At 62.6% G+C, this 18,510-nt stretch carries 19 protein-coding genes; 16 read left to right on the top strand and 3 right to left on the bottom strand.

All coding sequences use genetic code 11. From position 1 onward, the window contains the following. Positions 1–57 precede the first annotated feature (57 nt). Together PPL01S_RS18025 and PPL01S_RS18020 are read left to right on the top strand one after the other, a co-directional pair. Positions 58–741, top strand: coding sequence for a response regulator (locus PPL01S_RS18025; RefSeq protein WP_016393078.1), 684 nt, complete (start codon positions 58–60; stop codon positions 739–741). Further along, positions 738–2,060 (top strand): ATP-binding protein, encoded by a 1,323-nt coding sequence (locus PPL01S_RS18020; RefSeq protein ID WP_016393079.1) that lies wholly within the window; start codon positions 738–740, stop codon positions 2,058–2,060. Before PPL01S_RS18025 ends, PPL01S_RS18020 begins: the two co-directional genes overlap by 4 nt. 107 nt (positions 2,061–2,167) lie before the next feature. Here PPL01S_RS18020 and PPL01S_RS18015 read toward each other — a convergent pair whose 3' ends face one another. Next, on the bottom strand, positions 2,168–2,950 hold the full coding sequence (locus tag PPL01S_RS18015) for a TorF family putative porin (protein ID WP_016393080.1): 783 nt from the start codon (positions 2,948–2,950) through the stop codon (positions 2,168–2,170). A gap of 116 nt (positions 2,951–3,066) precedes the next feature. Then, positions 3,067–4,809 (bottom strand): amidohydrolase, encoded by a 1,743-nt coding sequence (locus PPL01S_RS18010; RefSeq protein WP_028625106.1) that lies wholly within the window; start codon positions 4,807–4,809, stop codon positions 3,067–3,069. Positions 4,810–4,917: 108 nt separating this feature from the next. Here PPL01S_RS18010 and PPL01S_RS18005 point away from each other — a divergent pair, with 108 nt between their 5' ends. The 5 genes from PPL01S_RS18005 to PPL01S_RS17985 all read left to right on the top strand — a co-directional run bounded on the left by PPL01S_RS18005 (position 4,918) and on the right by PPL01S_RS17985 (position 9,250). Beyond that, positions 4,918–5,835, top strand: a complete 918-nt coding sequence (locus PPL01S_RS18005) for a LysR family transcriptional regulator (protein WP_016393082.1) — start codon at positions 4,918–4,920, stop codon at positions 5,833–5,835. A gap of 291 nt (positions 5,836–6,126) precedes the next feature. After that, a complete protein-coding gene (locus PPL01S_RS18000) occupies positions 6,127–6,462 on the top strand; it encodes a TonB-dependent receptor domain-containing protein (RefSeq protein WP_016393083.1) in 336 nt (111 codons plus the stop codon). A gap of 268 nt (positions 6,463–6,730) precedes the next feature. Continuing rightward, positions 6,731–7,207, top strand: coding sequence for a sigma-70 family RNA polymerase sigma factor (locus tag PPL01S_RS17995; protein ID WP_016393084.1), 477 nt, complete (start codon positions 6,731–6,733; stop codon positions 7,205–7,207). Between the two features lie 170 nt (positions 7,208–7,377). After that, positions 7,378–7,857 (top strand): response regulator, encoded by a 480-nt coding sequence (locus PPL01S_RS17990; protein WP_016393085.1) that lies wholly within the window; start codon positions 7,378–7,380, stop codon positions 7,855–7,857. 67 nt (positions 7,858–7,924) lie between these two features. Next, positions 7,925–9,250, top strand: a complete 1,326-nt coding sequence (locus PPL01S_RS17985) for an MFS transporter (protein ID WP_016393086.1) — start codon at positions 7,925–7,927, stop codon at positions 9,248–9,250. 70 nt (positions 9,251–9,320) lie between these two features. On the opposite strand, the gene PPL01S_RS17980 is transcribed toward PPL01S_RS17985, so the two are convergent. Then, entirely contained in the window at positions 9,321–11,003 is a 1,683-nt protein-coding gene (locus tag PPL01S_RS17980) for an electron transfer flavoprotein-ubiquinone oxidoreductase (RefSeq protein ID WP_081663525.1), read from the bottom strand. 534 nt (positions 11,004–11,537) lie between these two features. On the opposite strand from PPL01S_RS17980, the gene PPL01S_RS17975 reads away from it, so the two are divergent. The 9 genes from PPL01S_RS17975 (at position 11,538) to PPL01S_RS17935 (ending at position 18,506) form a co-directional block, all read left to right on the top strand. Continuing rightward, entirely contained in the window at positions 11,538–12,287 is a 750-nt protein-coding gene (locus tag PPL01S_RS17975; RefSeq protein ID WP_016393088.1) for an electron transfer flavoprotein subunit beta/FixA family protein, read from the top strand. Beyond that, positions 12,288–13,217, top strand: coding sequence for an electron transfer flavoprotein subunit alpha/FixB family protein (locus PPL01S_RS17970; RefSeq protein ID WP_016393089.1), 930 nt, complete (start codon positions 12,288–12,290; stop codon positions 13,215–13,217). A gap of 77 nt (positions 13,218–13,294) precedes the next feature. Further along, positions 13,295–14,116, top strand: a complete 822-nt coding sequence (locus PPL01S_RS17965) for a substrate-binding periplasmic protein (RefSeq protein ID WP_028625105.1) — start codon at positions 13,295–13,297, stop codon at positions 14,114–14,116. Between the two features lie 9 nt (positions 14,117–14,125). Continuing rightward, entirely contained in the window at positions 14,126–14,479 is a 354-nt protein-coding gene (locus tag PPL01S_RS17960; protein WP_016393091.1) for a DUF4398 domain-containing protein, read from the top strand. After that, positions 14,476–15,288: an OmpA family protein gene (locus PPL01S_RS17955; RefSeq protein WP_028625104.1), complete on the top strand. Its 813-nt coding sequence runs from the start codon at positions 14,476–14,478 to the stop codon at positions 15,286–15,288. Before PPL01S_RS17960 ends, PPL01S_RS17955 begins: the two co-directional genes overlap by 4 nt. 235 nt (positions 15,289–15,523) lie before the next feature. Beyond that, entirely contained in the window at positions 15,524–16,966 is a 1,443-nt protein-coding gene (locus tag PPL01S_RS17950) for an aminotransferase-like domain-containing protein (RefSeq protein ID WP_016393093.1), read from the top strand. Between the two features lie 64 nt (positions 16,967–17,030). Continuing rightward, positions 17,031–17,489: a hypothetical protein gene (locus tag PPL01S_RS17945; RefSeq protein ID WP_028625103.1), complete on the top strand. Its 459-nt coding sequence runs from the start codon at positions 17,031–17,033 to the stop codon at positions 17,487–17,489. A gap of 122 nt (positions 17,490–17,611) precedes the next feature. Further along, a complete protein-coding gene (locus PPL01S_RS17940; protein ID WP_016393095.1) occupies positions 17,612–17,866 on the top strand; it encodes a YkgJ family cysteine cluster protein in 255 nt (84 codons plus the stop codon). Between the two features lie 34 nt (positions 17,867–17,900). Then, positions 17,901–18,506: an START domain-containing protein gene (locus PPL01S_RS17935; protein ID WP_016393096.1), complete on the top strand. Its 606-nt coding sequence runs from the start codon at positions 17,901–17,903 to the stop codon at positions 18,504–18,506. Positions 18,507–18,510: the final 4 nt, after the last annotated feature.

Genomic DNA, 18,510 nt, shown 5'->3' with positions numbered 1-18,510 from the left:
CCCAGTTAATCCCCTCATAGTGCAATGCCACCCACACCATTCCGGGAGCTCCTGACCATGCACGTTCTGCTTTGCGAGGACGACGACCTGATCGCCAGCGGCATCTGCGCCGGCCTTACCGCCCAGGGCCTGACCGTCGACCGCGTGGCCAATGCCGCCGCTGCCCGGGCCATGCTCCAGGCGGCGCAGTTCGACGTGATGATCCTCGACCTCGGGCTGCCCGACGAAGACGGCCTGAAGTTGCTGCGCCGCCTGCGCCAGCAGGGCATCGACCTGCCGGTGCTGGTGCTCACCGCCCGCGATGCGGTGACCGACCGGGTCGACGGGCTGCAGGCCGGCGCCGACGACTACCTGCTCAAACCGTTCGACCTGCGCGAACTGGCCGCGCGCCTGCACACCTTGCTGCGGCGGGTCGCCGGGCGGGCGGTGAACGTGATCGAGCACGGCCCGCTGCGCTACGACCCCAGCAGCTGCGAAGCCACGCTGGCCGGCCAGCCGGTCGACCTGTCGCGGCGTGAGCAGGCCTTGCTCCAGGCCCTGCTGCAGAACCCGGGCAGGGTGCTGTCCAGCGAGCAACTCAAGGACTGCGTGTACGGCTTCAGCGACGAAGTCGAGAGCAACGCGCTGAACGTGCACATCCACCACTTGCGCCGCAAGCTCGGCAACAGCATCGTCGAGACCGTGCGCGGCCTGGGCTACCGCCTGGGGCCGGCGCAGGCGCCGGAGGAAGCCGCCTCATGAGCCTGCGGGTCCGCCTCAGCCTGATCCTGGGCAGTGCCTTCATCATCATCTGGGTGCTTGCCGCCGCCTGGATGCTGCGCGACCTGCGCCAGCAGATGATGTTTTCCCTCGACCAGCGCCTGGTGGCCTCGGCGCGGATGGTCGCCGGGCTGATCGACCAGTTGCCGCAACCGCTGACCGCCAAGGGCGAAGAAGCGCATTTCTTGGCCGACCAGTTCAGCGTGCCCGACGGCATGGCGTGCCAGGTGACCTCGCTGCGCGGCGAGATCCTGGCCAGCAACCACAAGCACGACGGCACGATGGACGACCAGCAGAGCGGCTTTCGCGACCAGACCATCGACGGCGCGTTGTGGCGCACCTTCACCTACAACCACGGCGATGTGCGCATCACCACCGCCGACCGTCACATGGAGCGCGAAGCGCTCAACCAGTCCATCCTGCTGGCGGCCTCGGCACCGGTGCTGATGGCCCTGCTGGGCAGCCTCGGGTTGTTGTGGATCGGCCTGGGCAAGGGCCTGGAGCCGCTCAACCGCATGCGCGATGCCTTGCGCAGGCGACGCGCCGACAGCGTCGAACCCCTGCAGGTGTCCGGCCTGCCCAGCGAGCTGCAACCCTTGCTCGAAACCCAGAACCAGCTGTTCCTGCGTATCGGCCAGACCCTGGAGCGCGAGCGGCGCCTGACCGACGATGCCGCGCACGAACTGCGCAGCCCGCTGACGGCGATCAAGACCCACCTGCAGGTAGCCCGCATGACCGACGGCGTGGTGCGCGAGCAGGCGCTGGAGCATGCCGAGCAGGGCGCCGATCGCATGCACCGGACCCTGGAGCAGTTGCTGATGCTGGCGCGGGTCGAAGGCAGCCTGTCGTTCGAGGACGGCGTGCAGTGCAGCGCCGAGCAAGTGGCACGGCAGGCGGTGCAGGATGCCGGGGGCGGTGACAACCGGCGCATCGTGCTGCACTTGCCCGACGAGGCCACGCAGATCTACCTGGGCATGCCTGCGCCGCTGGCCGTGGCGGCCTTGCGCAACCTGCTCGACAACGCCCTGCGCCATGGCGGTGACCGCGAGGTGGAGCTGGAGGTGCAGATGGAGGCGGGGCAGGTCGGTTTCATGGTTCGCGACCACGGGCCGGGGATTGCCGAAGGCGATCTGCAGCACCTGACCGAGCGCTTCTGGCGTCATGGGCAGAGTGGCGGGTGCGGGCTGGGGCTGGCGATCGTGCAGGCGATCGTGCAGCGCTGTGCCGGCAGCCTGAAGTTCGACAGCCGCAGTGATGGGTTGCGGGTGTTGTTGCAGGTGCCGGCGCGTGCGGGCCAGTGATCTTCATCGCTTGCACTGGCCCTATCGCTGGCTTGCCAGCGATAGGGCCAGTGGCCGCAAAGAAATTCTGAACCTGAAACCTTCAGTATTTGCTTGGGAAGCTGCACCTAGAATGTCTTGCTGGCACTGGCAATCACGGCAGGCCCACACAAGTCGTCGTAACCGGTAAAGCTCTGGCACTCGGCATCGGACAACTCGGTATCGACGTAGCTGAGCCCCCATGTCACACCCACCAGTTCACGGCTCAGCTTGACCTCCCAGTTGCGGTACGCAGAGCGGCCGTTGCCATCGTTACTGAAAAAGACATCATCCTTGTAGTCCACGTATTCGTAACGGGCTTCGAAACCGACCTCTGCCGGCAACACGGTGCGATAGCCGATCAGCAACGAGGCCAGGTCCTCGTCTTTGCCTGCCGGGTGAATGATGTGCGCTTCATTATCGTCCCAGACCTCCGGCCCCAGGGCGTTGTGAACGTACTTGGCACCGAACAGCACGCCGTAGACATCCAGCAGTGCCTGTACGTCACTCTGGTTGAAGTCGCTTTCTCGGGGGTAGTCGTACTTGGTGTAGTACGTGTCGAGGCTGATGTCGTCCGTCATCTGCCAAAAGTAGCCAGCGTAATACTCGACTTCCTGGCGGGTCCGGGTGTGATGGCCGAAATCGACATTTGATGTCCACGTACCCGCGTACAGGCCGCTGGCGTGGCTGAGCACGATGTTCAACTGCGCGGCGGGGTCGCCGAGGGTTTGCGAGAGGCCACTGGAGCGATAATCGCTGACCAGCGTGGGCGTCACATCGAGACGAAACTGATCATTGAGCTCGAACGCCTGAGCACTGCCCAGTGGCGCTAGCACAAGGCCAAGCAGAAGCTGAGCGGGTAACGTGCGCATACGAATCTTCCTGTTCTTGTTGGTGTCGGGCAGATGCGGCAATGCTTCGCCCAGCCCCGTGCAATGCACGGGGCTGGGCTATTGAGGTTGTTGTTCTGGTGTTCTGAGGGGGCGTATCAGGACTTGGGGGCGTATACCTGCTTGCCCGCGAAGTAGGTCTTCAGCACCTGGGTTTCGAACAGTTCTTCGTCGCTGACCTTGAACACATCTCGGTCCAGGACAATCAAGTCAGCTTGCTTGCCGGGCGCCAGGGAACCGATCTGCCGGTCCAGACGCAGGGCTTTGGCGGCGTTGAGGGTGTAGGCGTAGAACATGCTTTCGCGGTCGATGCTTTCGCCACTGTTGAGCACGCCAAGCGGGCCTTTGCGGGTGCTGGCCTGGGCAATGGCATTCCACGGATTAGGGCTCGACACCGGCCAGTCGCTGCCACCGGCAATCACTGCGCCGGCCTTGTGCAAGGACTGCGCGGGGTACATGTAGCGGTAGGCGGAGTCGCTGATGTAGGGCTTTACCAGTTCCTCGGTATAGGACTCGGCGGTGGCCCAGAGCAGTTGCATGTCGGCAATCACCCCTAGTTGCTTGAAGCGTGGGAAGTCTTTCGGGTCAATCAGCTGAATGTGGCCAATGCTGTGCGGCATTGGGGTGGGGTCGAGCTTGCGGGCATACGCGAAGCCATTGAGTGCTTCACGCACGGCACGGTCACCAACCGCGTGCACATGCACGATCCAGTCGTGTTTTTCCGCAGCTTCAACCAGTTTGCCGAAGCTCGCCGGATCGATCAGCAGCTCACCCTTCTTCTGGCTGTTCTTGTAGGGCTCAAGCACTGCGGCGCTCTGGCCCGGGAATTCCAGGATGCCATCGGCGAAGACCTTGAGGCCGGGGAATGTCAGGTTCGGCACACCTTCAAACTGTTGCATGACCTTGGCCAACGCTTCGAGCGCTTGCGGCTTGCTTTTCGGGTAGGCAATCAGCAGGGCGGCGACGTGGGCATTCAGTTCGCCCAGCTCCGACAGCTTACGGTAGAGCGGTAGCACGCCGACGTTCTGCTCGGTGGGGCGCAGTTCGAACAACGAGTCGCCAGCGCCGGCATTGGAGGCAGCGTCCATCCATGCGGTGACGCCGTATTGGTTGTTGATCTTCACTGCTTGGCGGGTGGCCTCCAGCATGATCTCTTCGCTGTGCTTGGGCAGCTGACTGCGCACACGATCCCAGCCATTTTCGGCGAGGTAACCCGTCGGTGTGAAATCGGCCTCATGGGCAATGTAGTTGCGCTCCTTCTCCGGCAGGCCTTTCACCAGGACGGCGTTGATCTTCAGGCGTTCGAGCATGGCCTGGTTGGCCCAGCCGGTATGCCCGTCGATACCGTTCAGGACCAGTGGTTGCTCGGCCCAGCGGCCCTGGTTGAAGCGCTGCCCGAGCGCCCGGTCCTGCTCCCAGTAGGCCGAGCTGACCCCAGCAATGCTGATGACGTCGGCGCGACGGGCACGGCCGGCCTTGTCCTCGGCAATGATCCACTGTTCAAGTTCAGGTAACGGTTTGACTTCGTCCAGCAGGTTCGAACCCAGGCCATCAAGGGCGGCGAAGATCGGATGGCTGTGGCCGTCGATCATGCCAGGCATCAGCACCTTGCCGCCCAGGTCGACAACCTCGGTCGAGGTGCCTGCAAGGGCCTTGATCTCGGCATCGCTGCCCACTTTGAGGATCTTGCCGTTTTCCACGGCAACGGCTTGCGCCAGCGCTTGGCCGGGCTCTGCAGTGAACACCTTGCCATTGAAAAACAGCAGATCGGGCGCGGCCATGGCTTCCATTGAGGCAAAAGCCATGGCACTGACCAGAACGTTCGAGATAAATCGTTGCATCGAGGCGGCCTATAGTTTTTATTGGACTCCACGCGAGACTAACCAATGGTGCAGGCCGGCAGAACATCGCTGGCAAGCAAAACCATTTTGCCATAAAGGAAAAACTGCATGGACACGCTCGGCGCCCTGAGCATGTTTGTCGCCACCGCCGAGCACGGCAGTTTCAGCCGGGCGGCCGAGCAGTTGGGCAAGACCCCCTCGGCACTGACCAAGGCGGTCAGCCACCTGGAGGCCGACCTTGGCGCGAAGCTGTTCGAGCGCAGCACCCGGCGCACCGTGCTGACCGAGGCTGGCCGGCTTTACCTGGAAACCGCCCGCCAGGTTTTGCAGCGCCTGCATGAGGCGGGTGAGGAGATTGGCCAGTTGCAGCACGGGCTGCATGGCAACCTGAGGCTGACCGCGCCGCTGGCCTTTGGCCGGGCCTTTCTCGATCAGGCCTGTGCAGGCTTTCTCGTTGCCCATCCGCAGATCAAGCTGCGCGTAGACCTCAGCGATACCTTCGTCGACCTTGGCGATGGCAGCTATGACTTGGCCCTGCGTGAAGGGCGCAGTGACCTGCCAGGGCTGATCGTCAGGCTCTTGGGGGAAAACCGCATCGTGCTGTGTGGCAGCCCGGCGTACCTGGCGGCCCACCCGTTGACGGTGAGCCCGGAAACCTTCGACCTTCATCAGTGGCTGATCTACCGCCATCCGGCGCTGGATCAGCGCTACTGGTGGGTATCCCTGGACGGAGTCCGCATGCGCGTCGCACAACCGCATGCGCGCCTGCAGAGCGACAACTACGACCTGTTGCTGGCCAACACCCTGCTGGGCCTGGGCCTGCACGCGTGTCCGTTGTGGAGCGTGCAGCCCTACCTGGAGAGCGGCCAGTTGCTGCAGGTAATGACGGACTACGACTTCGACCCGGACGCTTTCGGCCCGCTCATCCTCGCCGTTTACCCCAGCCATCGCCGAGCGACGCGCAAGGTGCAGGCGTTCATCGATTATCTGGCAGCCTTTCTCCAGGCCCGCGGATTGACGCTCTGAAACCAGCCTTGGGCCGGGGAATCCCGCGAAAGGGCTGTCACAGCATCCACACCGACTTCTTCGCCGCAGGCGACCATTGGCTGCTGACCATCAAGCGGGGTGGTGGGCAGGCGTTGGTATGTGCAAATCAATCCTGAATGAAAAAACTTATCAGTTTTTTTAGCGTTCGTGCGTCTCACTACATGACCCGCCCGCAACCGCTCATGCAGTCCGCGTGGTCCCCGACACAAACGGCCCTGCAGAGGCCGTCGCCCAGACACTCATAGAACATTCGGAGTCAGTTGCGCACATGTGTTCACCACCTACCGCCTGCCGGGTGCGCTGAACGACTTCCGCGTCGGCGGTGGTGTGGACATCCAGAGCGCGACCAAGGTCAGCGGCACCGCGGCGACCTTGGACGGCCAGGGCAATGTGCTGCAGAGCAGCGTGCCGTTCGAGTACGAGCAAAGTGGCTATGCGATCTGGAACGCGATGGTCGACTACCGCATCGACGAGCACTGGAACGTGGCGCTCAACGGCAACAACCTGTTCGACAAGAAGTACTACCAGACGGTGGGGACCTCGACCTACGGCAACTACTATGGCGACCCGCGCAACTTCATGCTGACGGTGCGGGCTACGTACTGAGCGCTGAGGGTGTGAAGCAGAAAATGGGAGCTTGCACCGGTTTTCCCCGACATCCGCAAGAAATCATGGGTCACCCTGCCTCGACGCGCACGGTGGTCGGCGTGCCACTCGCTTCGAGCTTGCCGGCATAAGCCGGCCCTTCATCGAACAAAGGCAAGCGACGTGTCTTTAGATCGGCGTGTTGCTGAGAATAATTATAATTTGTAATATCCTCGCGATATCACTCAGCCCTTGTCCCGGCCAGTCAGGACGACCCCCAGGTGCCGTCGTGGAAAATTACTATCGCGAATTGCTGAGCTTCCTCTCTACCCGCCTGGGCAATCGCCAGGCGGCCGAGGACGTCGCCCACGATGCCTACTTGCGGGTGCTGGAACGTAGCGACACGCAGCAGATCGAGCACCCCCGTGCGTTTCTTTATCGCACCGCGCTGAACCTGGTGATCGACCGGCATCGTCGCAGCCGCCTGCGCCAGTGCGAGCCGCTGGAAGTCCTGGACCTGGACGAGCGCTGGCACACTGCGGCGCCGACCTCGAATCTGCAGCAGGACCAGCGGCTGGCGTTGATGCGCAAGGCCCTGGACGAGTTGAGCAAGCCCTGCCGCGAAAGTTTTTTGTTGCGCAAGCTCGATGGCCTGTCGCATCAGCAGATCGCCGAGCGCCTGGGCATCTCCCGCAGCCTTGTGGAAAAACATATCGTCAACGCCATGAAGCATTGCCGGGTGCGCATGCGCCAATGGGAAACCTGAAGAAGTGGTCGTAAGCCGGTGAAAATTCTGTGTGCTGGCAACTTGATTTCTCACTGTTTCACGACAACTATCTAAATTGACCCCTCCAGGTATCACCTGGCGGTTGCCTGTCACCGGCGCAGTATGGTCAGGGAGCGTGCCCTAATTCACCTCACGGCCCAGGTCCGACAATGACCAACAAGACCCTGCGCATCCTGATTGCCGACGAGCACCCGTGCCAGCGCCTGCAGCTGGAAAAACTGCTCAATGGCCTGGGCTATTACCGGATTGCTCCGGTGGAGAGTTTCGACGAATTGCAGCGCCTGGTGCATTGCGCGCTGCAGCCGTTCAATCTGCTGCTTGGCAACTTCGAACTGGGCAGTCATGCCGGTGTCGATCTGGCGCGTTTCTGCCGGGTCAGCGCGCAGATCCAGCACGCCTTGCTGTATCACTCCCAGCATCTGAAAGTACCGGCGGTGCCCCAGACCGAGCGCCAGGCGGTGAACGTCAGCCTGCCGCAAGTGCCGGACAACGAAGCGCTGGAATCTTTCATGGCGATCATCGATGCACCGCTGCTGATCGGCAAGCTGGAGCTGCCGTCCAGTCTCTGCGCTGGCGGCAAGCCGGGCTACCCACGCAGGAATTTCGCCAATACCGTGTTCAACCGCTAACGGGGAGGGCGGGGCTTGGCGGGGATTTGCTATCCTCTTGCCCTTTGCCGATTTGCGGATGCCTGCCATGACTGCCATCGATACCGCTCGCCCGCCCCGGTTCAGCCGTGGCGACCATCGGACCCTGGGCCTGGCGGCACTAGGCGGCGCGCTGGAAATCTACGATTTCATCATCTTCGTGTTCTTCGCCCTGACCCTCAGCCAGCTGTTCTTCCCGCCAGAGATGCCTGAGTGGCTGCGCCTGCTGCAGAGCTTCGGCATCTTCGTCACCGGCTACCTGGCGCGGCCGCTGGGCGGCATCCTCATGGCCCACTTTGCCGACCATCTCGGGCGCAAGCGGGTGTTCAGCCTGAGCATCCTGATGATGGCGCTGCCGTGCCTGCTGATCGGGGTGATGCCGACCTATGCCGACATCGGCTACGCGGCGCCGCTGATCCTGCTGGGGCTGCGCATCCTGCAGGGTGCTGCGGTCGGTGGCGAGGTGCCGAGCGCCTGGACCTTCGTCGCCGAGCACGCGCCACCCGGGCGGCGCGGCTATGCGCTGGGCTTCCTGCAGGCGGGTCTTACCTTCGGTTACCTGTTGGGCGCGCTGACGGCGACGCTGCTGGCGCAGGCGTTCACGCCCCAGGAGATTCTCGATTACGCCTGGCGTTATCCGTTCCTGCTGGGCGGCGTGTTCGGCGTGATCGGCGTCTGGCTGCGGCGCTGGCTGAGTGAGACCCCGGTATTCCTGGCCTTGCGCGAGCGCCAGGAGCAGCCGGTGCAGTTCCCGCTGCGGCGGGTGCTGGGCGAGCACCGCTCGGCGTTGATCCCGGCTGCGCTGCTGACCTGCGTGCTGACCTCGGCGGTAGTGGTGCTGGTGGTGATTACCCCGACCGTGATGCAGCAGCGCTTCGGCATGACCGCTGGGCATACGTTCGCCTTGAGCAGCGTGGGCATCGTCTTCCTCAATATCGGCTGTGTGCTGGCCGGGATGCTGGTCGATCGCCTGGGCGCCTGGCGTGCACTGATGATCTACAGCCTGCTGCTGCCGCTGGGCATCGGTGCGCTGTATGCGAGCCTGGTAGGGCAATGGGGCATGACCTGGCTGGCCTACGCGCTGGCGGGGTTGAGCTGCGGCGTGGTTGGGGTGGTGCCGTCTGTGATGGTCGGGTTGTTCCCTGCTGAAATCCGCGTGTCGGGGATTTCCTTTACCTACAACGTCGCCTATGCCCTGTGGGCCAGTACTACGCCGTTGGCGTTGATCGCATTGATGCCGTGGAGCCCGTGGGTATGCGTCGGCTTCTGTCTGATCATGGGCACCGTCGGGCTGCTGACGGCGCTGTATTTCGAGCGTCGCGAGCCGCTTGAATTTTCGGCTGAGCCGATGCCCGTGATGTGCGGCGAAAAATAACGACGTCGGGCAAATGAAAAAGCCCCGGGATCTGGCGATCCCGGGGCTTTTTTTGCCGCAAGGGCAGGGCTTACATGTTCGGGTAGTTCGGCCCGCCCGCGCCTTCAGGGGTGACCCAGGTGATGTTCTGGGCCGGGTCCTTGATGTCGCAGGTCTTGCAGTGCACGCAGTTCTGCGCGTTGATCTGGAAGCGCTTGTTGCCGTCTTCCTGGGTGACCACTTCGTACACGCCGGCCGGGCAGTAGCGCTGGGCTGGCTCGTCGTACAGCGGCAGGTTGCTGGCGATCGGCACGTTCGGGTCGGTCAGCTTCAGGTGGCAGGGTTGTTCCTCTTCATGGTTGGTACTGGAGAGGAATACCGAGCTGAGCTTGTCGAAGCTGAGCTTGCCGTCCGGTTTCGGGTAGTCGATCTTCTTCGAGTCGGCGGCGAGCTTGAGGCAGGCATAGTCCGGCTTGGTGTCGTGCAGGGTGAACGGCAGCTTGCCGCCGAACCAGTTCTGGTCGATGTAGTTGAACGCGCCACCGAGCAGCGGGCCGAACTTGTGCAGCGCCGGGCCGAAGTTGCGGCTGGCGAACAGTTCTTCATGCAGCCAGCTGGCCTTGAAGGCGTCGACGTAGGTGTTCAGCGCATCGCCGCCCTCGCTGCCAGCGATCAGTGCGTCGGCCACGGCGTCGGCCGCGAGCATGCCGGACTTCATCGCGGTGTGGCTGCCCTTGATCTTGGAGAAGTTCAGGGTGCCCAGGTCGCAGCCGATCAGCGCGCCACCGTTGAACACCATCTTCGGCAGCGAGTTCAGCCCGCCCTTGCAGATGGCGCGGGCGCCGTAGCTGATGCGCTTGCCGCCTTCGAGGTACTGCTTCATCACCGGGTGGTGCTTGAGGCGCTGGAACTCGTCGAACGGCGACAGATAGGGGTTGGCGTAGGACAGGTCGACGATCAGGCCGACCACCACCTGGTTGTTTTCCAGGTGATAGAGGAACGAGCCACCGGTATTGTCCTTGCTCGTCACGTCCAGCGGCCAGCCGGCGGTGTGCACCACCAGGCCCTGCTCGTGCTTGGCCGGGTCGATTTCCCAGATTTCCTTGAGGCCGATGCCGTAGTGCTGGGCGTCGGCATCGCTGTCGAGGTTGAAGCGCTTGATCAGCTGCTTGCCGATGTGGCCGCGGCAGCCTTCGGCGAACAGGGTGTATTTTGCACGCAGCTCCATGCCCGGGGTGTACAGGCCGTCTTTCGGGTTGCCTTCGCGGTCAACGCCCAGGTCGCCGGTGACGATGCCACGGACCACGCCATTTTCGTCGAACAGTGCTTCCTGCGCGGCGAAGCCAGGGTAGATTTCCACGCCCAGGTTTTCCGCCTGCTGGGCCAGCCAGCGGCACAGGTTGCCCAGGGAGATGATGTAGTTGCCGTGGTTGTGCATGGTCTTGGGCACGAACAGGTCGGGGACCTTGGTCGAGCTGCCGGCGTCCTTGAGCACATAGATGTCGTCGCGCTTGACCTCGGTGTTGAGTGGTGCGCCGAGCTCTTTCCAGTCGGGGAACAGTTCGTTCAGGGCGCGCGGTTCGAACACCGCGCCGGAGAGGATGTGGGCGCCGACTTCAGAGCCTTTCTCGACCACGCAGACGCTGATCTCGCTACCGGCTTCGGCGGCCTTCTGCTTCAGGCGGCAGGCGGCGGACAGGCCCGCCGGGCCGGCGCCGACGATGACCACGTCGAATTCCATGTATTCGCGTTCCACTGGTTCTCTCCTACTCATCAAGGCTCGTGCTGTTGCTTGGTCTTATTTGGGGTGCTTGCGTGCAGCGGCTCATCACGGGAGCGGAACTGTAGCTACGCAATGGATGGACTACACCGATTTGTCTCGGCCGCGCATTATATCTACACCACTCGGCGGGTCCAATACAAACGTTTGTTTGAATTTGCCGCAGGCCAGTAAAATCACAGGAGCGCGGCTGAAGGGTGACCGATTTGCCGTATTGACCGGATTGGGTGTTACGGTCAAGATACGAGCGGTTTTACGTTCGCCGTAGCCTGACCGTCGGGCGCAGGTGCACCCCTAAAAACCAGGCGTAGCGCAGGGTTTCCGGGCCAGAGCCCGTTTTGTAGTGGAGTCTACACGCCACGACAGGAAATGACCCGCGGGTTTTGCCGCAAAGCTTCTGGCAGGACTGATTGGTCATTGTGAAGTTTGCGCTTACCGGTTCGTTTTTAGAGGTGCCCTTGTACCCACGCGCATCGCCGGGCATGGCCCCAGGCGACTATCTATTCACCGGAGAGTAACGAGGAATCCATGAAGGTTCTTGTAGCTGTCAAACGAGTGGTCGACTACAACGTCAAGGTTCGCGTCAAGGCGGACAACTCCGGCGTCGACCTTGCAAACGTCAAGATGTCCATGAACCCCTTCTGCGAAATCGCCGTGGAAGAAGCCGTGCGCCTGAAAGAGAAAGGCGTTGCGAGCGAGATCGTGGTCGTTTCCGTCGGTCCGTCCACTGCCCAGGAACAGCTGCGTACCGCACTGGCGCTGGGTGCTGATCGCGCCATCCTGGTCGAAGCCGCCGATGAACTGAACTCCCTGGCCGTGGCCAAGGCGCTGAAAGCCGTTGTCGATAAAGAGCAGCCGCAGCTGGTCATCCTCGGCAAACAGGCGATCGACAGTGACAACAACCAGACCGGCCAGATGCTGGCCGCGCTGACCGGCTTTGCCCAAGGTACCTTCGCCTCCAAGGTCGAAGTCGCTGGCGACAAGCTGAACGTCACCCGTGAAATCGATGGCGGCCTGCAGACCGTTGCGCTGAACCTGCCAGCCATCGTCACCACCGACCTGCGCCTGAACGAGCCGCGCTACGCGTCGCTGCCGAACATCATGAAGGCCAAGAAGAAGCCGCTGGAAACTGTCACTCCAGACGCGCTGGGCGTATCGCTCGCCTCCACCACCAAGACCCTGAAAGTCGAAGCGCCAGCTGCCCGCAGCGCTGGCATCAAGGTCAAATCGGTGGCCGAACTGGTCGAGAAGCTGAAGAACGAAGCGAAGGTAATCTAAATGACTATCCTGGTTGTCGCTGAATACGAAAACGGTGCCGTAGCCCCGGCCACCCTGAACACTGTCGCCGCAGCCGCCAAGATCGGTGGCGATGTGCATGTGCTGGTCGCAGGCCAGAACGTCGGTGGCGTCGCCGAATCCGCTGCCAAGATCGCTGGCGTGGCCAAGGTGCTGGTTGCCGATAACGCGGCTTACGCCCACGTCCTGCCGGAAAACGTCGCGCCGCTGATCGTCGAGCTGGCCAAGGCTTACAGCCACGTGCTGGCCCCGGCCACCACCAACGGCAAGAACATTCTGCCGCGCGTTGCTGCACTGCTGGACGTCGACCAGATCTCCGAGATCATCTCGGTAGAATCGGCCGACACCTTCAAGCGCCCGATCTACGCCGGTAACGCCATTGCTACCGTGCAATCGAGCGCTGCGGTCAAGGTCATCACCGTGCGTACCACCGGCTTCGACGCCGTGGCCGCCGAAGGTGGCTCGGCTGCCGTTGAAGCTGTAGGTGCCGTGCACTACACCGGTCTGTCTGCCTTCGTTGGCGAAGAGCTGGCCAAGTCCGACCGCCCTGAGCTGACCGCTGCCAAGATCGTCGTTTCCGGCGGCCGTGGCATGGGCAACGGTGACAACTTCAAGCACCTGTACAGCCTGGCCGACAAGCTCGGCGCCGCCGTCGGTGCCTCGCGCGCTGCGGTCGACGCCGGCTTCGTGCCGAACGACATGCAGGTCGGTCAGACCGGCAAGATCGTCGCGCCACAGCTGTACATCGCCGTCGGTATCTCCGGCGCGATCCAGCACCTGGCCGGCATGAAGGACTCCAAGGTGATCGTTGCGATCAACAAGGATGAAGAGGCGCCGATCTTCCAGGTGGCTGACTACGGCCTGGTCGCTGACCTGTTCGAAGCGGTTCCGGAGCTGGAAAAGCTGGTCTGATCCGCCTGCTTCACTTATAAAGAAGCCCGGCCCTCATCCTGAGGGTCGGGCTTTTTTTGTCGGGCAAGGAGTGAGGGATGGCGTTTCGCGAAACGGGCAGGGTGCTGGCATGCATGGTGGCGATGCTTTCGCCGCTGGCCATGGCGGCAGGCAAGTGCGAGCGCCTGGTGGCGACCGGCAGCCCGGACGCACCTCCTTATTCCTGGCAGGACCCGAAAGACCCCAGGCACCTGATCGGCGCCAATGTCGACCTGCTCAAGCAGGTGGCTGGCGAACTCGGTGTGCAAGTGGAAGTGCTCAGTGCCGGCAGGCGCGACCAGGCGTTGGAAGAGGTGCGCAGTGGGCGCATGGACCTGCTGCTCGACACCCCCATGCAAGTGGAGCAATTGACCGCGCTGGACTACATTCACCCCCCCTTGCAGCTCAACGAGTACCTGGTGTGGACGCGCCATGATGCGGTGCTGGCGTTCGATGGGCCGGCGGACCTGGCCAGGTACCGCGGCAGCGTGTCCGAGCGCGCCCGCCTGACCCCTGCGTTCAGCGCCTTCGCCAAGGCGCAGCTCAAGCTTGAGCCTGCACAGAACCTGACTCAGGCGTTCCAGAAACTGGTGCTTGGCCAGGTCGATTACGTGCTCGCAGGGCGCTACTCGGGCATGGCCATGACCCAGAGCCTGGGCATGGGCAGTCACCTGATCGCCCGTGGCTTGCCGGTGGACCGCCCCGGCCTGTACCTGGCGGTATCGCACAACTCGGCCTGCAATGACGCCTGGTTGCGTGGGCAACTGGCGAAAAAACTGACAGAATTGCCGATCTCCGGTGCGTCCGAAGCCGTGCTGCAGCGTAATGTCGAGCGCTGGAAAGCGCAGATGCAAGTGCAGGCGGACGCCCCCAAACAGTAGGAAGAGTGCGTGAGAACCCAATCCCTGATCCTTGCCGTGGCCTTGCTCGGCCTGGCCGGTTGCGCCAATGACCCGGCGCCCAACGAACAGATGCGTATTTCCGAACAGGCGCTGGAGCAGGCCAAGGCGGTCGGTGCCACCGACCAGGTCGAGGCGCTGAAGCTGGCCGAAGGCAAGTTCGCCCGGGCCAAGACCAACATGCTGACCGAAGACTACCGGGATGCCCGCATGCGTGCCGAGCAGGCCGAGCTGGATGCGCGCCTGGCAGAAGCGCAGGTGCTGAACCAGAAGAGCGACGAGCAGCTGGAGCTGTTGCAGACGCGGGTCAAGCGCTTGCGCAAGCAGCTGGAGGTGCAGCCATGATGCGCACTAGACCAATGGCCGCACTGGCCTTGCTGGCACTGGTGGCGGGCTTGCAGGGCTGTGCCAGCCAGCGCAGCTCGGCGGCGCTGGGCGACGCCACGGCGGCGTTCCAGAAGGTCAAGGATGACTCCAATGTGCTGCGCAGTGCACCACGTGACGTGATCCGCGCGGGCGAGTCGCTGGCCCGTGCCGAGCGCTTGTCGAGCTATGTCGGCACTGGCAGTGATGTGCGCCATTATGCCTACCTGAGTCAGCGCTACAGCCAAATCGCCAGCGAGCACGCCAAGTTGGCGCTGAACCAGGAGCGCCTGGCCAAGCTCGACCTCGAGCGTCAGCGCCTACAGCTGGCCTTGCGCGAGGCCAAGCTGGCCAGTGTGCAGCAGCAGGGCCAGTGGGTAGAGACACAGATTGCCGCGATGGCCTCCGAACAGGCTGACCGTGGCCTGGTGATGACCCTGGGCGATGTGCTGTTCGACACCGGTCGTGCCGACCTGAAGAGCTCGGCCAGTCGCACGGTGCTCAAGCTCGTGCAGTTCCTCCAGCTCAACCCGAGACGCGTGGTTCGTATCGAGGGTTATACCGACAGCACAGGCGCGCCTGAGGACAATCTCAAGCTCTCGCGCGATCGCGCCCAGGCGGTGGCCGATATGCTGGTCGATCTTGGGATCGACGAGAAGCGCATGCAGGTCGAAGGATATGGCGACCAGTACCCGGTCGATGCCAATGCGTCCGAGCGGGGGCGGGCACAAAACCGCCGGGTTGAAATCGTCTTCTCCGACGACAAGGGCAAGCTCGCGCCAGTGCGGTGACTGTACTGGCCTCATCGCCGGCAAGCCGGCTCCTATAGGTTAGTACGCAGCGTTCAGAAAACCTGTGGGAGCCGGCTTGCCGGCGATAGGGCCCGAACAGCCCTAGGGGATGGCAAGGTTTAGGTGCCACGCAACTGTAATGTCGACTATTCTGCAATCTGTCCCAGTACACTTTGCAACTGTTACGGTATTCTCTACCGACAGTGAGTCGCACAAGAACAATGAGCCGTCCACCATGACCAACCTGCTGCTGTACCAGCGTATCGCCCAGCAACTGGCCGATGACATCCGCCGTGGTGTCTATCAGCCGGGTGAGCGTGTACCGTCCGTGCGCAAGATGAGCGCCCAGCTCAATGTCAGTCATGCCACGGTGCTGCAGGCCTATGCCAACCTCGAAGACCAGGGGTTGATCCGTGCCCGGCCGCAATCAGGCTACTACGTCCACCAGACTCCGGCACTGACCGCGCAGACGCCGGACATCGCCCGGGTGGAACGCCCTGGCCTGGTCACCCGCGCCAGCATCATCCAGCAAGTGCTGACCGAGGCGCGCCGTGACGGCGTATTCCCGTTCGGGGCCGCCGTACCGCACGTCGACTACTTGCCGGTGCGCGCCCTGCATCAGCAGATTGCCAAGGTCACCCGCTTCCACAGCCCCCGTGCCTTCAGCTACATGTTCAGCCCCGGCTTCGAGCCGCTGCGCCGGCAGATCGCGATTCGCATGCGCGATGCCGGCGTGCTGGTCGATCCGCGTGAAGTGATCGTCACCCATGGCTGCGTCGATGCGCTGCAGATGTCGTTGCGCGTGCTGACTCGGCCTGGGGACCTCATTGCGGCCGAGTCGCCGACCTATTATGGCTTGCTGCAACTGGCGGACCTGCTTGGGCTGAAAGTCATCGAGATCCCTAGCGATCCGTCCACGGGCATCAGTCTGGAGGCCTTGCAGCTGGCAGCCAACCAGTGGTCGATCAAGGCCCTTGTGTTGACCGCGCGTCTGAGCAACCCGCTGGGTGGTACCGTCCCCGAGGAGCGGCAGAAACAGCTGTTGCGCCTGGCTTCGGACTTCGACATCCAGATCATTGAAGACGACATCTATGGCGAGCTGATGTTCGAGCAGGGCAAGACCAAGGCGCTGAAGGCCTTCGATCGGCTCGATCGGGTGATCTACTGCTCCAGTTTCTCCAAGACGTTATCGCCGGGCGTGCGAGTCGGCTGGATGGTGGCGGGGCGTTATCAGGAAGAGATCCAGCGACTGCAGACCTTCACCACCCATTCGGCCTGCAGCGTGACGCAGATGGGCGTGGCGGCCTATCTGGAGAATGGCGGTTATGACCGCCACCTGCGTTACATTCGCCAGGAGTACCGCAAGAATCTCAGTGCCTACCAGCTGGCGGTGCAGCAGCACTTCCCCGAAGGTACGCAGATGACCCGACCCACCGGTGGCTTCATCCTGTGGGTGAGCCTGCCAGGGCGGGTCAACACCCAGGAGCTGCACGTGCGCGCCCTCGAGCAGGGGATCAGCATTGCGCCGGGGTTGATCTTCAGCAATACCGAGCAGTTCAACCATTGCATTCGCCTCAATTGTGGCATTCCCTGGAACAAGGAAGCCGAGCGGGCAGTGATTACCTTGGGCTTGCTGGCTCAGCAATTGTGCAGAGAGTCTGTAACCAATTACGTGTGAGGCTTGCCAGGCGCTGGCGGAACGGTGAGCATACGCACTTTTCCAGCCTGTCCTGCCGATGTCCATGAACCTGTTGCGTAGTCTTGCCCTGATCGTTTGCCTTGCGCCGCTGTGCCTGCCCGTTGGCGTGACCCAGGCTGCGCAGCCTGTCGCCAAGGAGCAGCGCAAGGCGGCCAGGCCTGCAGTCAAGCAAACGGCCAAGCAAACGGCCAAGCCTGTCAAAAGCAAAGCCAGGCCTGCGCGCAAGCCGATCAGCAAGGTGGTGTCCGAACCCTTGCCCAATGCCACCGTGGATTTGCGGCTGCCTGCCGAGATGGTCAAGGACCTTGAGCCGAATGTCGGCACGTCCACGACACGTCGCAAACCTTTGCTGCCTGCCATGTTCACCGAAAAGCCGCAGAACGACGACAGCCCGTTCCAGCTCAACGGCCGCCTGATCAGCAATGAAATGCAGCTGCAGTTGCGTAACGACAGCCGTCGCGAGGTAGAGGGCGCGGCCATCGAATTCGAGTTCCGCCAATAGCCCTGGGCGAACTGACTGCCGAGTCACGGCAGATTTCATTGGGTCAGCAATTTCAAACACATGTTTGAGCGGTTACTATCCAGGGACGTTCGTCCCGTTCTGCTTCTGGGAGACCTGATTTCATGAAGTGTCGCGAGGGTTGCGGTGCCTGCTGCATTGCCCCGTCCATCAGCTCGGCGATGCCGCGCATGCCTGAAGGCAAGCCGGCCGGCGAGCGCTGCCTGCACCTGACCGCCGAAAACCTCTGCGACTTGTTCGGCAAGCCCGAGCGGCCAGCGGTGTGCGGAGGGTTCCAGGCGGACATCGAGGTCTGTGGCAGTGACCGTGAGGAAGCGATTCGGATTCTGGGTTGGTGGGAGCAAATGACGGCGGCGTGACAAGGCTGGATCTTCGACAACAAGGATAAAGATGATGAGATCGTTCAAGCGTATTGCACTGCTGTGTGGCATGGGTGTTTTGCTGGCGCCGGCGGCCTGGGCGGAAAACTGGCAGGTGGCCAAGGAAGAGGAGGGGATCAAGATATCCCTCAGCGAAGTGCCTGGCTCCAAGTACAAGGCTTACCAGGGCGTGACCCTGATCAAGGCGCCATTGGCCAAGGTGCAGGCGCTGCAGGAAGACGCGGCTGGGGCATGCGCATGGATACATGAGTGCAAGTCGCAGAAGCTGCTCAAGCACGAGGGTGACCAGAGCTGGACCTACACCCAGTTCAATACGCCATGGCCGGTGACGCCGCGAGACTCTGTGCTGCACATCACCACGGTCAAGGGCCCTGATGGCAGCCTGGTGCGTAACCTGAAGGAAGAACCGACCTATATCCCGGAAGAGGAGGGGTTTGTGCGGGTGGCGAAAGTCGAAGGCTTCTGGAAGCTGGTGCCCAAGGGGGACAGTACCGAAGTGACCTACCAGGTGCACACCGAGCCGGGTGGTAGTGTGCCAGCGATGGTTGCCAACAAGTTCGTGGTCGATGCGCCGTTCAATACCCTGAAAGGGTTGCGTGAGCGGGCTGAGAAGAACTGAGGTC

The organism is Pseudomonas plecoglossicida NBRC 103162 = DSM 15088, from assembly GCF_000730665.1.
Classification (GTDB): Bacteria; Pseudomonadota; Gammaproteobacteria; order Pseudomonadales; family Pseudomonadaceae; genus Aquipseudomonas; species Aquipseudomonas plecoglossicida.
The sequence above is the reverse complement of the archived record's forward strand: the minus strand, read 5'-3'. Positions and strand labels throughout refer to the sequence as shown.

What these genes read in the sequence shown, in the direction of transcription:
- PPL01S_RS18025 (WP_016393078.1), top strand. Translation starts at nt 58, where the DNA reads ATGCACGTTCTGCTTTGCGAGGACGACGACCTGATCGCCAGCGGCATC.
- PPL01S_RS18020 (WP_016393079.1), top strand. Translation starts at nt 738, where the DNA reads ATGAGCCTGCGGGTCCGCCTCAGCCTGATCCTGGGCAGTGCCTTCATC.
- PPL01S_RS18015 (WP_016393080.1), bottom strand. Translation starts at nt 2,950, where the DNA reads ATGCGCACGTTACCCGCTCAGCTTCTGCTTGGCCTTGTGCTAGCGCCA.
- PPL01S_RS18010 (WP_028625106.1), bottom strand. Translation starts at nt 4,809, where the DNA reads ATGCAACGATTTATCTCGAACGTTCTGGTCAGTGCCATGGCTTTTGCC.
- PPL01S_RS18005 (WP_016393082.1), top strand. Translation starts at nt 4,918, where the DNA reads ATGGACACGCTCGGCGCCCTGAGCATGTTTGTCGCCACCGCCGAGCAC.
- PPL01S_RS17990 (WP_016393085.1), top strand. Translation starts at nt 7,378, where the DNA reads ATGACCAACAAGACCCTGCGCATCCTGATTGCCGACGAGCACCCGTGC.
- PPL01S_RS17985 (WP_016393086.1), top strand. Translation starts at nt 7,925, where the DNA reads ATGACTGCCATCGATACCGCTCGCCCGCCCCGGTTCAGCCGTGGCGAC.
- PPL01S_RS17980 (WP_081663525.1), bottom strand. Translation starts at nt 11,003, where the DNA reads ATGAGTAGGAGAGAACCAGTGGAACGCGAATACATGGAATTCGACGTG.
- PPL01S_RS17975 (WP_016393088.1), top strand. Translation starts at nt 11,538, where the DNA reads ATGAAGGTTCTTGTAGCTGTCAAACGAGTGGTCGACTACAACGTCAAG.
- PPL01S_RS17970 (WP_016393089.1), top strand. Translation starts at nt 12,288, where the DNA reads ATGACTATCCTGGTTGTCGCTGAATACGAAAACGGTGCCGTAGCCCCG.
- PPL01S_RS17965 (WP_028625105.1), top strand. Translation starts at nt 13,295, where the DNA reads ATGGCGTTTCGCGAAACGGGCAGGGTGCTGGCATGCATGGTGGCGATG.
- PPL01S_RS17955 (WP_028625104.1), top strand. Translation starts at nt 14,476, where the DNA reads ATGATGCGCACTAGACCAATGGCCGCACTGGCCTTGCTGGCACTGGTG.
- PPL01S_RS17950 (WP_016393093.1), top strand. Translation starts at nt 15,524, where the DNA reads ATGACCAACCTGCTGCTGTACCAGCGTATCGCCCAGCAACTGGCCGAT.
- PPL01S_RS17945 (WP_028625103.1), top strand. Translation starts at nt 17,031, where the DNA reads ATGAACCTGTTGCGTAGTCTTGCCCTGATCGTTTGCCTTGCGCCGCTG.
- PPL01S_RS17940 (WP_016393095.1), top strand. Translation starts at nt 17,612, where the DNA reads ATGAAGTGTCGCGAGGGTTGCGGTGCCTGCTGCATTGCCCCGTCCATC.
- PPL01S_RS17935 (WP_016393096.1), top strand. Translation starts at nt 17,901, where the DNA reads ATGAGATCGTTCAAGCGTATTGCACTGCTGTGTGGCATGGGTGTTTTG.